The sequence below is a fragment of the Bradyrhizobium sp. TM239 genome (assembly GCF_036247985.1).
GTDB classification, from domain to species: domain Bacteria; phylum Pseudomonadota; class Alphaproteobacteria; order Rhizobiales; family Xanthobacteraceae; genus Bradyrhizobium; species Bradyrhizobium ottawaense.
In genome coordinates this window covers 81,983-95,168 of the sequence record NZ_BTIR01000017.1, presented here as the reverse complement: position 1 = coordinate 95,168, position 13,186 = coordinate 81,983, and the positions used below count along the sequence as shown (strand labels likewise).

The following is a 13,186-nucleotide window of genomic DNA, read 5'->3' as shown; positions in this document are numbered from 1 at the left end:
AGCGCAGCGCTCCTTCAGCGGTGCGCTGCAGAGCCGGGGCCCATCGCGCCTCCGGAGATCGCAACTTTCTGGGTCCCGGCTCGCGCTTCGCGCGTCCGGGACACGAGACTAATCCTGCTTCGACTCACTGAAAGTGGCCCGGAACGGATGCCCCGGATACACGCCGACGATGCGGAATTCGCGCGAGAAGAATTTCAGTTCCTCGATCGCGAAGGCAAGGCCGGTGTCATCGGGGTGGCCGTCGACGTCGGCGTAGAACTGCGTGGCGAAGAAATTGCCGTCGACCATGTAGCTCTCGAGCTTGGTCATGTTGACGCCGTTGGTGGCAAAGCCGCCGAGCGCCTTGTAGAGCGCGGCCGGCAAATTGCGCACCCGGAACACAAAAGTCGTGACCAGCGGGCCGGAGCCTTGGGCGGCCCATTTCGGCTCGCGCGCCAGCACCACGAAGCGCGTGGTGTTGTGCGCCTCGTCCTCGATGTCCTCGGTGAGGATGTCGAGGCCGTAAATCTTTGCGGCGAGGCGCGAGGCGATCGCGGCCACCGTCTTGTCGTTGCGCTCGGAGATGTCGCGAGCGCTGCCGGCAGTGTCGGCATGCACGATCGGCTTGATGCCGAGCTTGCGGATGATGCGCCGGCACTGGCCGAGCGCGTGCACATGGCTCTCGACGCTCTTGATGTCGTCGAGCTTGGTGCCCTTCACCGCCATCAGCTGATGCCGAACGGGGAGAAACCATTCACCGATGATGAAGAGGCCGGAGGCCGGCAAGAGGTGATGGATGTCGGCAACGCGGCCGGCGACCGAATTCTCGATCGGGATCATGCCGAGATCGGCCTCGCCGGAGGAGATCGCCGACAGCGCGTCCTCGAAGGTGGCGCAGGGCATCGGCTCGGCGTCGGGATAGGCCTCGACGATGGCGATGTGGGAATTGGCCCCGGGCTCGCCCTGGAATGCGATCTTCATCTTGCTCATGTCTTAAAAGTGCTCCTGGGTCGGCCTTGTAACAGCGGCTCAGGATTTGGAAAGGATGCTGCGGGCGGTTTCCAGGTCCGCCGGCGTGTCGACCCCGCGGGGGACGGTGTCGACGATGGTGAAGTCGATGCGCATTCCCGCCTCGAGCGCCCGGAGCTGTTCGAGCTTCTCCTGCAATTCCAGCGGCGAGGGCGGCAGCGAAACGTAACGCTCCAGCGCGGCGCGGCGATAGGCGTAGAGGCCGATATGGTGGTAGCGCGGTCCGTCGCCGGTCGGCGCGGTCGCGCGGGTGAAATAAAGTGCACGCATGCGCTTGCCGCCGAGCGAGGTTCCGATCGCCTTCACGACGCTCGGGGCGAGGTCCTCCTCCTCGGTATGGATCTGCGAGGCCAGTGTCGCGATGTCCACGGCCGGGTCCTGCAGCGGCGGCAGCACCTCGCGGATGTTGTCGATCGTGATCGTCGGGAAATCCCCCTGCAGATTGACCACGATCTCGGCCTTGCCGTCCGGATCGAGCTTCTGCATGGCCTCGTGGATGCGGTCGGAGCCGGAGGGGTGTGTGGGGCTGGTCATCACGGCCTCGCCGCCATGGGCCGTCACGACCGAAGCGATCTCGGGCGTATCGGTTGCGACCGCGACCCGGCCGATGCCGGCGGCCTCGGCGCGGCGCAGCACGTGCACGATCATCGGCAATCCCGCGATATCGGCGAGCGGCTTGCCGGGCAGGCGGGTGGCGGCCATGCGGGCCGGGATCAGCACCAGGATGCGGGGATCGATCATTGGGTTCAAAGGTCTGGGGTCAAGAGCCTGGAAACGGGGCGTTTTCCGCGCCGGGAAATGGGGTGGGGACGGCCCGAAAGCCGGGTCGCTTATACGGGTTGCCAGACCCCGGGCAAACCGATATCTCAATGGCAAAACTCGGGGAAACGATAGGGAACGCTTGATTCTCCCGAGGCTCGTCCTGGCGGCCGCCCGGCCGCTCGATTCTTCTTGCGGTGTGGGGCCTGGCCGGAAATGGACTCTTTCGAACTCAACAAGATTCTCGGTGCAGTGCTCGGCACCTGTCTCCTTCTGCTGGTGACGAGCTTCACCGCCAACGCGCTGTTCACGCCGAAGCCGCTCGAGAAGCCGGGTTTCGAGATCGCCGTGAAGGAAGATGCCGGCCACGGCAAGGAAGGCGGCGCTGCCGCCGCGGCCTCCGAGCCGATCGAAAAGTTGCTCCAGACGGCCTCCGTCGAAAAGGGCGCCTCCGCCGCCAAGAAGTGCGGCGCCTGCCACACCTTCGAGAAGGGTGGCCCGAATCGCGTCGGTCCGAACCTCTATGGCGTCGTCGGCGAGAAGAGGGGCGAGGGTCGTGGCGGCTTCAACTTCTCCGCGGCCATGAAGGGCAAGGGCGGTACCTGGACATTCGACGACCTCAACAAGTTCATCGCCAATCCGAAGGGCTTCATCCCGGGCACCGCGATGGGCTTCGCCGGTATCGCCAAGGATTCCGAGCGCGCCGACGTCATTGCCTATCTGAACTCGCTGTCGGAGCATCCTCAGCCGCTGCCGACCGCGTCGAAGTAAGGCCTCAAGAACCCGATCTTGGAATATGCGGCCAGGCTGAAAAGCCTGGCCGTTTCCTTATCCGGGCCTCGCGGTGAGTTTATCGGGGCGTTTGGCCGCATCAGACAGGCCGTTCGGCCTTCCAAGATGAGGAAAAAGCAACATATTCGGTCGAAACCTCGCCTATATTGGGACCTTAAAGGAGTAGCCTCCTTCAAGACAGGACTATTGATTTGGCCATTACCCGACGCGATCTCCTGCTCACCGGCACTGCGGCCGCAGCGCTCCCCGCCCTCGGTTCCGTAGCGGGCCTTTCCGTCGTCGGCAGTGCCGAGGCGCAATCGGCGAATGAGCTACCGTGGCGCCACGCGTTGTCGCTGTTCGGAAAGGTCAAGTACCCCGCCGACTTCAAGCGCTTCGACTACGTCAATCCGGAAGCGCCCAAAGGCGGCGTTGCGCGCCAGATCGCGGTCGGCACCTTCGACAATTTCAACATCGTCGTGTCGGGCGTGAAGGGGCAGGTCGCAGGTGCCGTGGCATTCATCTACGAATCCCTCACGACGCCCTCGCTCGACGAAGTCTCGACCGAATACGGCGCGCTGGCCGAGGCCGTCAGCCATCCGGACGATTTTTCGTTCGTCACCTACCGCTTGCGGTCGCAGGCCAAATGGCACGACGGCAAGCCTGTCACCGCAGATGACGTGATCTTCTCGCTCGATGCCTTCAAGAAGCACCACCCGATGTACTCGGCCTATTACAGCCATGTGGTGAAGGCCGAGAAGCTCGGCGAGCGCGAGGTGAAGTTCGTATTCGACGCGCCGGGCAACCGCGAGCTGCCGCAGATCGTGGGGCAACTCACGGTCCTGCCGAAGCATTGGTGGGAGGGGACCGACGCGCAAGGCCGCAAGCGCGATGTCTCCGCCACCACGCTCGAAGTGCCGCTTGGTTGCGGCCCCTACAGGGTCAAGGAATTCGTTGCAGGACGGTCGATCGCGCTGGAGCGCGTCAAGGACTATTGGGGCCGCGACCTCGCCTCCAATGTCGGCCGCAACAATTTCGACGAGCTGCGTTACGAATATTTCCGCGACGCCACCGTCGCGATCGAGGCCTTCAAGGCCGACCAGGTCGATTGGCGCACCGAGAACAGCGCGAAGAACTGGGCGACCGCCTACGACTTCCCGGCCGTGAGCGAAAAGCGCGTGATCCTCGAGGAGTTCGCCAATCGCAGCTCGGGCGTGATGCAAGCGTTCGTGCCGAACCTGCGCCGCGCCAAGTTCAGCGACCCCCGCGTGCTGCGTGCGCTCAACTATGCGTTCGACTTCGAGGAGATGAACAAGCAGATCTTCTACGGCCAGTACAAGCGCATCAGCAGCTATTTCGACGGCATCGACGAGCTCATGGCAACCGGCTTGCCGCAGGGCAAGGAGCTCGAGATCCTCGAGACCGTTCGCACCCAGGTCCCGCCCGAAGTCTTCACCACGGCCTACACCAATCCGGTCGGCGGCAGTCCGGAAGCCGTGCGCGATAATTTGCGCGAGGCGCTGCGCCTGTTCAAGGAGGCCGGCTACGAGGTGCGCGACCGCAAGCTGACCGACGTCAAAACCGGCGCCCAGTTCACCCTGGAACTGCTGAACTCGGATCCGAGCTTCGAGCGGATCACCCTGTTCTACAAGCCGTCGCTGGAGCGGCTCGGCATCGCCGTCAGCGTGCGGACGGTCGATCCGACCCAATACGAGAACAGGACGCGCGAGTGGGATTTCGATGTCGTCACCAACTCGTGGGGCGAGTCGCAGTCGCCGGGCAACGAGCAGCGCGAATTCTGGTCGTCCAAGACGGCTGACATCGCCGGCTCGCGCAACATTGGCGGCATCAAGAATCCGGCAATCGACAAGCTGATCGAGCGGGTGATCTACGCCAGGGATCGCGACGATCTCGTCGCCGCGACCAAGGCGCTCGACCGCGTGCTGCTGTGGAATCATTACGTCGTGCCGCAGTGGACCTATACGAAGGTGCGCACCGCGCGCTGGGACCGCTTCGGCCGGCCGACGGAAATGCCCAAATACGGTCAGTCCGGCTTCCCCTTCATCTGGTGGTACGACGCAGACAAGGCGGCGCGGATCGCAAAGAAGTCGTGAAGGACATTCCCCGCATGACGCAGATGTCACGCCGCCGCGTGCTGGCCTTGGGTGTCGGCGGCGCCGTCGGTGCGTCCCTGAATGCGCAGCTGCTGCGTGGCGCGCATGCATCGGAAGCCGGGGTTGAGGCGCACGGCATCTCGGCCTTCGGCGATCTCAAATATCCCGCCGACTTCCACCATTTCGACTACGTCAATCTCGATGCCCCGAAGGGCGGCACGTTCTCGCTCATTCCGTCGGTGCGCGCCTACAACCAATCCTACCAGACCTTCAACTCGCTCAACGCCTTCATCCTGAAGGGCGACGGCGCGCAAGGCATGGACATGACCTTCGCGCCGCTGATGGTGCGCGCGAACGACGAGCCTGATGCGATGTACGGGCTTGCCGCCAGATCCGTGCAGATATCGTCGGACAAGCTGGTCTACCGCTTCACGATGCGGCCGGAGGCGAAATTCCACGACGGCACCAAGCTCACCGCGCATGATGCGGCGTTTTCGCTGACGGCGCTGAAGACCAAGGGCCATCCGCTGATCATCGTGCAATTGCGCGACATGGTCAGCGCGGAAGCGGTCGACGATGCAACGCTCGTCGTTACCTTTGTCAAGGGCCGGGCGCGGGACGTGCCGCTCTATGCCGCGAGCCTGCCGATCTTCTCGAAGGCGTATTACGCGTCTCGCCCGTTCGAAGAATCGTCTCTGGATATTCCCTTGGGCTCGGGTCCGTACAAGGTCGGCAGGTTCGAGGTCAATCGCTACATCGAGTATGAGCGGGTGAAGGACTGGTGGGCCGCCGATCTGCCGCCCTGCCGCGGTACCTATAATTTCGATGTCGTGCGCTATGAGTTCTATCGCGACCGCGACGTCGCTTTCGAAGGATTTACCGGCAAGAACTATCTCTACCGGGAAGAGTTCACCTCGCGCATCTGGGCGACGCGATACGACTTCGCGGCCGTGAAGGATGGCCGCGTCAAGCTCGAGATCGTGCCCGACGACACGCCGTCCGGCGCGCAGGGCTGGTTCATCAACACCCGGCGCGAGAAATTCAGAGATCCCCGCGTACGCGAGGCCCTGATCGACGCTTTCGACTTCGAGTGGACCAACAAGACCATCATGTACGGCGCCTATGCCCGTACGGTGTCGCCGTTCCAGAACTCCGATCTCATGGCGAGCAACGGACCTCCGTCGCCGGAAGAGCTGAAGCTGCTCGAGCCATTCCGTGGTCAGGTTCCCGACGAGGTGTTCGCTGCGCCCTTCGAGCCGCCGGTGTCCGACGGATCGGGGCAGGACCGCGCGCTCTTGCGCAAGTCGCAGCAGCTGCTCAGCGAGGCCGGCTTTCCGATCAAGGATGGCAAGCGAATGCTGCCGAGCGGAGAGGTGTTCAAGATTGAATTCCTGGCGGAGGAGCCCTCGCTTCAGCCGCATCACGCGCCGTATATCAAGAATCTGGGCACGCTCGGCATCGAGGCGAGCCTCCGCCTCGTCGATGCCGTGCAATATCGCGCACGCGTGGAGGATTTCGACTTCGACATGACGATCCAGCGCTTCAGCATGTCGGCAACGCCGGGCGATGCCATGCGGGCGTTCTTCTCGTCGCAAGTCGCGGCAACCAAGGGCTCCTACAATCTCGCCGGCGTCGCCAGCCCGGCGATCGACGCCATGATCGAGAAGATCATGGCAGCCGAGAGCCGCGAGGAATTGACCATCGCCTGCCGTGCCTTTGACCGCTTGTTCCGCGCCGGCCGCTATTGGGTGCCGCAATGGTATAACAAGACGCACCGGCTCGCGTACTGGGATCAGTTCAGCCATTCCCAGAAGCTGCCGCGCTACGCCAACGGCGTCGGCGCTCCCGACATCTGGTGGTCCGACCGCGCCAAGGCGGCCAAGCTCGAGCAGGCGAAATAATCATGAGCGCCTATATCGCCCGCCGCATCCTGCTGATGATCCCGACGCTGCTCGGAATTCTCTTCGTCTCCTTCATCGTGGTGCAGTTCGCGCCGGGCGGACCGGTCGAACGCGTGATCGCACAGCTCTCGGGCGCCGACACCGGCGGCACCTCGCGCATTTCGGGCGGCAGCGATTTTGCGCAGCGCGCGCCGGGACAGTTGGGTGCCGGCGGCGATGCCATCAACTCGAAATATCGCGGCGCGCAGGGCCTTGATCCCGACTTCATCAAGAAGCTCGAGGCCCAGTTCGGATTCGACAAGCCGGCGCCGGAGCGCTTCGCGCTGATGGTTTGGAATTTTGCCCGCTTCGATTTCGGTAAGAGCTATTTCCGCGACGTCAGCGTTCTGCAACTGATCAAGGAGAAGCTGCCGGTCTCGATCTCGCTCGGCATCTGGCTGACATTGATCACCTATCTGATCTCGATCCCGCTCGGCATCCGCAAGGCGGTGAAGGACGGCACGCGCTTCGACACCTGGACATCGACCATTCTCGTGCTGGGCTATGCCATTCCAGGCTTTCTGTTCGCGATCCTCCTCATCATCCTGTTTGCCGGCGGCTCCTTCTTCAACTGGTTCCCGCTGCGCGGACTAACCTCCGACGGCTGGTCGCAATTTCCCTGGTACTGGAAGATCATCGACTATTTCTGGCATCTGACGCTGCCGCTGATCGCCATGGGGCTCGGTGCCTTCACCACCATGACGTTCCTGACGAAGAACTCGTTCCTGGACGAGATCCGCAAGCAGTACGTCATGACCGCGCGCGCCAAGGGCTGCAGCGAGGGCCGAGTGCTTTACGGCCACGTCTTCCGCAATGCGATGCTGATCGTGATCGCGGGCTTCCCCGGGACGTTCATTCACGCCTTCTTTTCGGGCTCGCTTCTGATCGAGACCATCTTTTCGCTGGACGGGCTGGGGCTGCTCAGCTTCGAGAGCGTGCTCAACCGCGACTATCCCGTGGTGTTCGGCACGCTCTACATCTTTTCGCTGGTCGGCCTCGTGATCAATTTGGTCTCCGACCTGACCTATATGTGGATCGACCCACGGATCGATTTCGAGGCGCGGGAGGTCTGATGACGATTACCGCGCCGACGCCGATCGAGACCACGACCCAGTCCCCGCTGGGTGAGGTCGTTCCGATCACGCGCAAGCCCTTCGCGCCTTCGCCGCTCAACAGGCGGCGGTGGCAGAACTTCAAGGCCAACCGCCGCGGCTACTGGTCGTTCTGGATCTTCATCATCCTGTTCGTGGTCTCGCTGTTCGCGGAGCTGATCGCCAACGATCGGCCTTTCCTGATCAAGTTCGACGGCCGGCTCTATTGGCCCGCTTTCGTGACCTATTCGGAAACCACCTTCGGCGGCGACTTCGAAACCGCGGCCGACTATCGCGATCCCTATTTGCAGAAGCTGATCAAGGACAAGAACGGCACCATCGTCTGGCCGCTGATCCGCTACTCCTACGACACTCACAATCTCGACCTGCCGACGCCGGCACCGTCGAAGCCGACCTGGATGCTGACCGAAGCGCAATGCAAGCCGGTGGTGGAGAAGAAGGGGCTGAAGAGCTGCCGCGACCTCGAATACAACTGGCTCGGGACGGACGATCAGGGGCGCGACGTGGTCGCGCGGCTGATTTACGGCTTCCGCATCTCGGTGCTGTTCGGCCTTTGCCTCACGATCGTCTCGTCCGTTATCGGCATTGCAGCAGGAGCGGTGCAGGGATATTTCGGCGGGCGGGTCGATCTCATCTTCCAGCGCTTCATCGAGATCTGGACGGCGATTCCCTCGCTCTATCTTCTCCTGATCCTGTCCTCGGTGCTCGTGCCCGGTTTCTTCGTGCTGCTCGGCATCCTCCTGCTGTTCTCCTGGGTCTCGCTGGTCGGTCTGGTGCGGGCCGAGTTCCTGCGCGGACGCAACTTCGAATACATCCAGGCGGCGCGGGCGCTCGGCGTCTCCAACCCCGTCATCATGTTCCGCCACCTGCTGCCGAACGCGATGGTCGCGACCATGACGTTCCTGCCCTTCATCGTGTCGAGTTCGGTGATGACGCTGACGGCGCTCGATTTCCTGGGCTTCGGCCTGCCGCCGGGATCGCCGTCGCTCGGCGAATTGCTGTCGCAGGCCAAGGCCAATGTGCAGGCCCCCTGGCTCGGCTTCTCCGGCTTCTTCTCGGTCGCGAGCATGCTGTCGCTCCTGATCTTCATCGGCGAAGCCGTGCGCGACGCCTTCGATCCGCGCAAGACGTTCAGGTAAGCCGATGGACGCGATCAACCAGCCCCTGCTTGCCGTTCGCGACCTTTCGGTCGCCTTCCACCAGGGCGGCGCCACGACGCTCGCGGTCGACAAGGTCTCGTTCCAGATCAAGCGCGGCGAATGCCTGGCGCTGGTCGGCGAATCCGGCTCCGGCAAGTCTGTCAGCGCGCTCTCGATCCTCAAGCTGTTGCCCTATCCGAACGCCTCGCACCCCTCGGGCAGCATCCGCTTCAAGGGGCAGGAGCTGATCGACCGATCCGAGCAGCAGATGCGGGAGATTCGCGGCAGCGATATCTCCATCATCTTCCAGGAGCCGATGACCTCGCTCAATCCGCTGCACACGATCGAGGCGCAGATCGGCGAGATCATCCAGCTGCACAATCCGACCAGCAATGCGCAGGCGCGCAGGCGAACGCTGGAGCTTCTGACGCAGGTCGGCATCCCCGAGCCGGAGACGCGGCTGAACAGCTATCCGCATCAGCTCTCCGGCGGTCAGCGCCAGCGCGTGATGATCGCGATGGCGCTCGCCAACGAGCCGGACCTCTTGATCGCGGACGAGCCGACCACCGCGCTCGACGTCACCGTGCAGGCGCAGATCCTGGCGCTGCTCGCCGAGATCCGCTCGCGGCTCGGGATGAGCCTGCTCTTCATCACCCATGATCTCGGCATCGTGCGCCGCATCGCCGACCACGTCTGCGTCATGAAGAGCGGCGAGATCGTCGAGCAGGGGCCGGTCGAGCAGGTCTTCAGGACCCCCAAGCATCCCTATACGCGCGACCTGCTCGCGGCCGAGCCGAAGCCCGATCCGGCGCCGCCACAGCCGGATGCGCCGGTGGTGATGTCCGCCGACGACCTGAAGGTCTGGTTTCCGATCAAGCGCGGCCTGATGCGCAAGACGGTCGGCCACATCAAGGCGGTCGACGGCGTCAGCATCGCCGTGCGCAAGGGCGAGACGCTCGGTGTCGTCGGCGAGTCAGGCTCGGGCAAGACCACGCTGGGGCTGGCGCTGCTGCGGCTGATCTCCTCGAACGGGCGCATCGTGTTCCTGGGGAACGACATCCAGGGCCTGCGCTTCAAGGAGATGCGGCCGTTCCGGCGCGACATGCAGATCGTGTTCCAGGACCCGTTCGGCTCGCTCTCGCCGCGCATGTCGGTCGCCGACATCATCGCCGAAGGTCTCTCGGTGCATCAGCCGAAGCTGTCACGGGAAGAACGCGAGGCGCGCGTCGTCAAGGCGCTGGAAGACGTCGGGCTGAAGCCCGACACCCGCTACCGCTATCCCCACGAATTCTCCGGCGGCCAGCGCCAGCGCATCAGCATCGCGCGGGCGGTGGTGCTGGAGCCGGATTTCGTCGTGCTGGACGAGCCGACCAGCGCGCTCGACATGCTGTTCCAGGCGCAGATGGTCGATCTGTTGCGCGAGCTCCAGCGCAAGCGCGAGCTCACCTACATGTTCATCTCGCACGATTTGCGCGTCGTGGCCTCGCTTGCGAGCCACCTGATCGTGATGCGCGGCGGCAAGGTGGTCGAAGAGGGACAGGCCGCCGAGCTGTTCAAGTCTCCGAAGACCGACTACACGCGCGCGCTGTTCGCGGCAGCGTTCCGGCTGGAGACGGCCGGGAACGGCTCGGTGGCGACGTAATCCCCGTCATAACCGCTTGATCGCGACGACCTCACTGCCGGCCTGCCTGATCCGCGCGATCGCCGGCTCGATCGGTTCGACCACGGTCGCCATGTGATGGGCGTTGGCGTGAACCATGGTGCTGCCATCGCGGACGATGGCGACGTGGCCCTTCCAGAAGATCAGATCGCCGCGCAGCAAGCTGCTTCGCTGATGCGGCTCCAGGGCGCGGCCGAGACCGGCCAGTTGCATGTCGCTGTCGCGCGGGCAGCCGATCCCCGCCGATGTCAGCGAGACCTGGACGAGGCCGGAGCAATCGATGCCGAGACTGCTCTTGCCGCCCCAGAGATAGGGCGTGCCGACGAAGCGCTCGGCGACAGCAACGAAGTCCGGCGCGCGATGATCGAGCGGGGCGAGATGCGTCTTCGGCAGGTAATGGCCGTCGCGCGTCACGGCGAAGCTGCCGTCCTCGCGCGCCACAGCCAGCCTGGATCCCATCACGAGCGTGTCGGTCGGCGGCAGCTTGATCGAGGGACCGGGGAAGGCGAATGTCCGCAGCGCGCTGACCACATGGGTCGGCGTGGCCGAGGGTTTCACCAGCGCCGCATCCGGCAGCCAGCCGACATAGCCATCGCCATTGAGCTGGCCCCACGCCCAGCCCTCGCCGTTGCGGTCGTAGACCGTGACGCGTTCGCCGCGCAGCGCCTCTGTCATCAGCATCGCGCCCGACGATGGTTGCTCCCGCACCGGCGCGACCGGATCAACCACCTCGAATTCCTCGCCGGTGACGAAGCGATCCGCCTTGACCTTGCCTTCGAGATATTTCGCGGCGAGGTCGCCCCGCGCCGGCGTCAGCCTCGGATCGTATTCTGGATCATGCATAGCGCTCGCCCAGCACTTTGTAGATGGCGCGCGCGGCCTGGCACTCGCCGCCCTCGGGACGCGCGGGTTTTGCCGACGGCGTCCAGCCGTAGATGTCGACATGCAGCCAGCTTCTGGCCTGCTCGACGAAGCGTTGCAGGAACAGCGCGCAGGTGATCGAGCCGGCAAAGCCGCCTGACGGTGCGTTGGTGATGGTGGCCGTCTTGGAGTCCAGCCAGGCATCGTAAGGTGGCCATAGCGGCATGCGCCACAACGGATCGTTCTCCGTCACCGCGCAGCGCGAAAGGTCGGCGGCAAGGCCCTCATCATTGGTGTAAAACGGCGGTAGATCCGGTCCCAGCGCGACACGCGCGGCGCCGGTCAGCGTGCCCAGATCGATCAGCAGATCGGGCTTTTCCTCGTCAGCCAGCGCCAGTGCGTCGGCGAGCACCAGCCGGCCCTCCGCATCCGTATTGCCGATTTCCACCGTGATGCCCTTGCGCGAGGTAAAGATGTCTAGCGGACGAAAGGCATTGCCGGCGACCGCATTCTCCACCGCTGGAATCAGCACGCGCAGCCGCACCTTCAGCTTCGCATCCATCACCATGCGCGCCAGCGCCAGCACGTTGGCGGCGCCGCCCATGTCCTTCTTCATGATCAGCATGCCGCTCGACGGCTTCAGGTCGAGCCCGCCGGTGTCGAAGCAGACGCCCTTGCCGACCAGCGTCACCTTGGGATGATCAGGATCGCCCCAACCGATGTCGATCAGCCGCGGCGCACGGCTGGAGGCCATGCCGACGGCGTGGATCAGCGGGAAATTCTTCTCCAGCTCCTCGCCGACGGTGCAGGCGAAGCTTGCACCGAACTCCGCGGCGAGGTCTTGCGCGGCTGCGGCGAGCTCTTCCGGTCCCATGTCGTTGGACGGCGTGTTGATGAGGTCGCGCGCGAGCATCGCGGCATCGGCGATCCGCTCGATCTCGGCCGTATCGATGCCATCAGGCGGCACCAGCCGGACGTCGGGCCTGTCCGCCTTGCGGTAGCGCGCGAAGCGGTAGCGCCCCATCGCAAAGGCGAGGGCCGCCAGCCGCGCATCGTGGGGGGCATTGGCAAAGCGATAGATGCCCGGCGGCAGCAGGCCGGGCAGGGCGCCGGGCCGGAACAGGTCGCGCGATCTTGCACCCTCGTCCTCGAGGCCGAACAGCACCTGTGCGATTGCGCCGTCGGGCGCCGGCAGCGCCAGATAGGCGCCCGGCTTGGCGGCAAAGGCGCATGCCGTGGCGAACGCGCGCTGCGACGGCGGCAGCGCCTCGGCGACCTGGTCCCAGCTCGATTTGGTGACGAAGGAGATCGGGATGGCGGCGGGTGACGTCTCGAAGACAGAAGGCATTGGCGGGTCCGGATCGTCAGATCAAACGGGTCATGCGAACGGATGAGACTTCGCAGAGTTTCGCCGCCGCTGCAATCGGCTTTGCTGCCACCGTTCAGCGAGCCGCTACTCGCGGCAAGGGGGCCATGCTAGGTTCCGGCAACGGTCGCCAGAGTTGGAGATCAGGCGACCGACGACAAAGCGCGCCGGGAGGAAATGCAATGGAATTTGTGTGGAGCGTGGTCACATTCATTGGCGAGGCCATCGAGGCGATTTTCGGCTATGTCGAGCACCACCATTGGATCTTCGCGTTCCTTGCCGGCGGCTACGTCTTCTATCTCCATGACCGCTCCGTCCACGCGCGGTTCGATGCGCTCGACAGGCGCGTCGACGAAATCCGCAAGCGGCTTGCCATCGAATATTGATCGGGCGAGACAAACCGTCGACGACGCCGAACAGGATTTGGCAATTGCGCTCTACACCTTTGCTGCGGCA

The 13,186-nt window shown here is 64.2% G+C and carries 11 protein-coding genes; 7 read left to right on the top strand and 4 right to left on the bottom strand.

The features are described 5' to 3' along the window. Positions 1 to 108 precede the first annotated feature (108 nt). Together AABA84_RS26000 and AABA84_RS25995 are read right to left on the bottom strand one after the other, a co-directional pair. Positions 109 to 969, bottom strand: a complete 861-nt coding sequence (locus AABA84_RS26000) for a prephenate dehydratase (RefSeq protein WP_212245583.1) — start codon at positions 967 to 969, stop codon at positions 109 to 111. Between the two features lie 39 nt (positions 970 to 1,008). After that, on the bottom strand, positions 1,009 to 1,749 hold the full coding sequence (locus AABA84_RS25995; protein ID WP_028142117.1) for a 3-deoxy-manno-octulosonate cytidylyltransferase: 741 nt from the start codon (positions 1,747 to 1,749) through the stop codon (positions 1,009 to 1,011). Positions 1,750 to 1,983: 234 nt separating this feature from the next. On the opposite strand from AABA84_RS25995, the gene AABA84_RS25990 reads away from it, so the two are divergent. The 6 genes from AABA84_RS25990 (at position 1,984) to AABA84_RS25965 (ending at position 10,485) form a co-directional block, all read left to right on the top strand. Then, positions 1,984 to 2,538: a c-type cytochrome gene (locus AABA84_RS25990; RefSeq protein ID WP_028142116.1), complete on the top strand. Its 555-nt coding sequence runs from the start codon at positions 1,984 to 1,986 to the stop codon at positions 2,536 to 2,538. A 212-nt stretch (positions 2,539 to 2,750) separates the two neighbouring features. Then, positions 2,751 to 4,652 (top strand): extracellular solute-binding protein, encoded by a 1,902-nt coding sequence (locus AABA84_RS25985; protein ID WP_338313599.1) that lies wholly within the window; start codon positions 2,751 to 2,753, stop codon positions 4,650 to 4,652. 14 nt (positions 4,653 to 4,666) lie between these two features. Beyond that, positions 4,667 to 6,553: an extracellular solute-binding protein gene (locus AABA84_RS25980; protein WP_338313598.1), complete on the top strand. Its 1,887-nt coding sequence runs from the start codon at positions 4,667 to 4,669 to the stop codon at positions 6,551 to 6,553. Between the two features lie 2 nt (positions 6,554 to 6,555). Beyond that, complete coding sequence (locus AABA84_RS25975; protein WP_212245573.1) at positions 6,556 to 7,665, top strand: microcin C ABC transporter permease YejB; 1,110 nt, start codon at positions 6,556 to 6,558, stop codon at positions 7,663 to 7,665. Then, positions 7,665 to 8,843 carry an ABC transporter permease gene (locus tag AABA84_RS25970; protein ID WP_028142112.1) on the top strand — a complete coding sequence of 393 codons (1,179 nt, stop codon included), beginning with the start codon at positions 7,665 to 7,667 and terminating at the stop codon, positions 8,841 to 8,843. Before AABA84_RS25975 ends, AABA84_RS25970 begins: the two co-directional genes overlap by 1 nt. Before the next feature lie 4 nt (positions 8,844 to 8,847). Beyond that, positions 8,848 to 10,485, top strand: coding sequence for an ABC transporter ATP-binding protein (locus tag AABA84_RS25965; RefSeq protein WP_212245571.1), 1,638 nt, complete (start codon positions 8,848 to 8,850; stop codon positions 10,483 to 10,485). A gap of 6 nt (positions 10,486 to 10,491) precedes the next feature. Here AABA84_RS25965 and AABA84_RS25960 read toward each other — a convergent pair whose 3' ends face one another. Then, positions 10,492 to 11,346 (bottom strand): C40 family peptidase, encoded by an 855-nt coding sequence (locus AABA84_RS25960; protein WP_338313597.1) that lies wholly within the window; start codon positions 11,344 to 11,346, stop codon positions 10,492 to 10,494. After that, positions 11,339 to 12,712, bottom strand: a complete 1,374-nt coding sequence (locus tag AABA84_RS25955; RefSeq protein ID WP_338313596.1) for a leucyl aminopeptidase family protein — start codon at positions 12,710 to 12,712, stop codon at positions 11,339 to 11,341. Before AABA84_RS25955 ends, AABA84_RS25960 begins: the two co-directional genes overlap by 8 nt. Positions 12,713 to 12,912: 200 nt before the next feature. Between AABA84_RS25955 and AABA84_RS25950 the strand changes: the two genes are divergently transcribed. Next, on the top strand, positions 12,913 to 13,116 hold the full coding sequence (locus tag AABA84_RS25950) for a hypothetical protein (protein ID WP_018318792.1): 204 nt from the start codon (positions 12,913 to 12,915) through the stop codon (positions 13,114 to 13,116). Positions 13,117 to 13,186: the final 70 nt, after the last annotated feature.

What these genes read in the sequence shown, in the direction of transcription:
- AABA84_RS25950 (WP_018318792.1), top strand. Translation starts at nt 12,913, where the DNA reads ATGGAATTTGTGTGGAGCGTGGTCACATTCATTGGCGAGGCCATCGAG.
- AABA84_RS25965 (WP_212245571.1), top strand. Translation starts at nt 8,848, where the DNA reads ATGGACGCGATCAACCAGCCCCTGCTTGCCGTTCGCGACCTTTCGGTC.
- AABA84_RS25970 (WP_028142112.1), top strand. Translation starts at nt 7,665, where the DNA reads ATGACGATTACCGCGCCGACGCCGATCGAGACCACGACCCAGTCCCCG.
- AABA84_RS26000 (WP_212245583.1), bottom strand. Translation starts at nt 969, where the DNA reads ATGAGCAAGATGAAGATCGCATTCCAGGGCGAGCCCGGGGCCAATTCC.
- AABA84_RS25980 (WP_338313598.1), top strand. Translation starts at nt 4,667, where the DNA reads ATGACGCAGATGTCACGCCGCCGCGTGCTGGCCTTGGGTGTCGGCGGC.
- AABA84_RS25975 (WP_212245573.1), top strand. Translation starts at nt 6,556, where the DNA reads ATGAGCGCCTATATCGCCCGCCGCATCCTGCTGATGATCCCGACGCTG.
- AABA84_RS25960 (WP_338313597.1), bottom strand. Translation starts at nt 11,346, where the DNA reads ATGCATGATCCAGAATACGATCCGAGGCTGACGCCGGCGCGGGGCGAC.
- AABA84_RS25955 (WP_338313596.1), bottom strand. Translation starts at nt 12,712, where the DNA reads ATGCCTTCTGTCTTCGAGACGTCACCCGCCGCCATCCCGATCTCCTTC.
- AABA84_RS25995 (WP_028142117.1), bottom strand. Translation starts at nt 1,749, where the DNA reads ATGATCGATCCCCGCATCCTGGTGCTGATCCCGGCCCGCATGGCCGCC.
- AABA84_RS25990 (WP_028142116.1), top strand. Translation starts at nt 1,984, where the DNA reads ATGGACTCTTTCGAACTCAACAAGATTCTCGGTGCAGTGCTCGGCACC.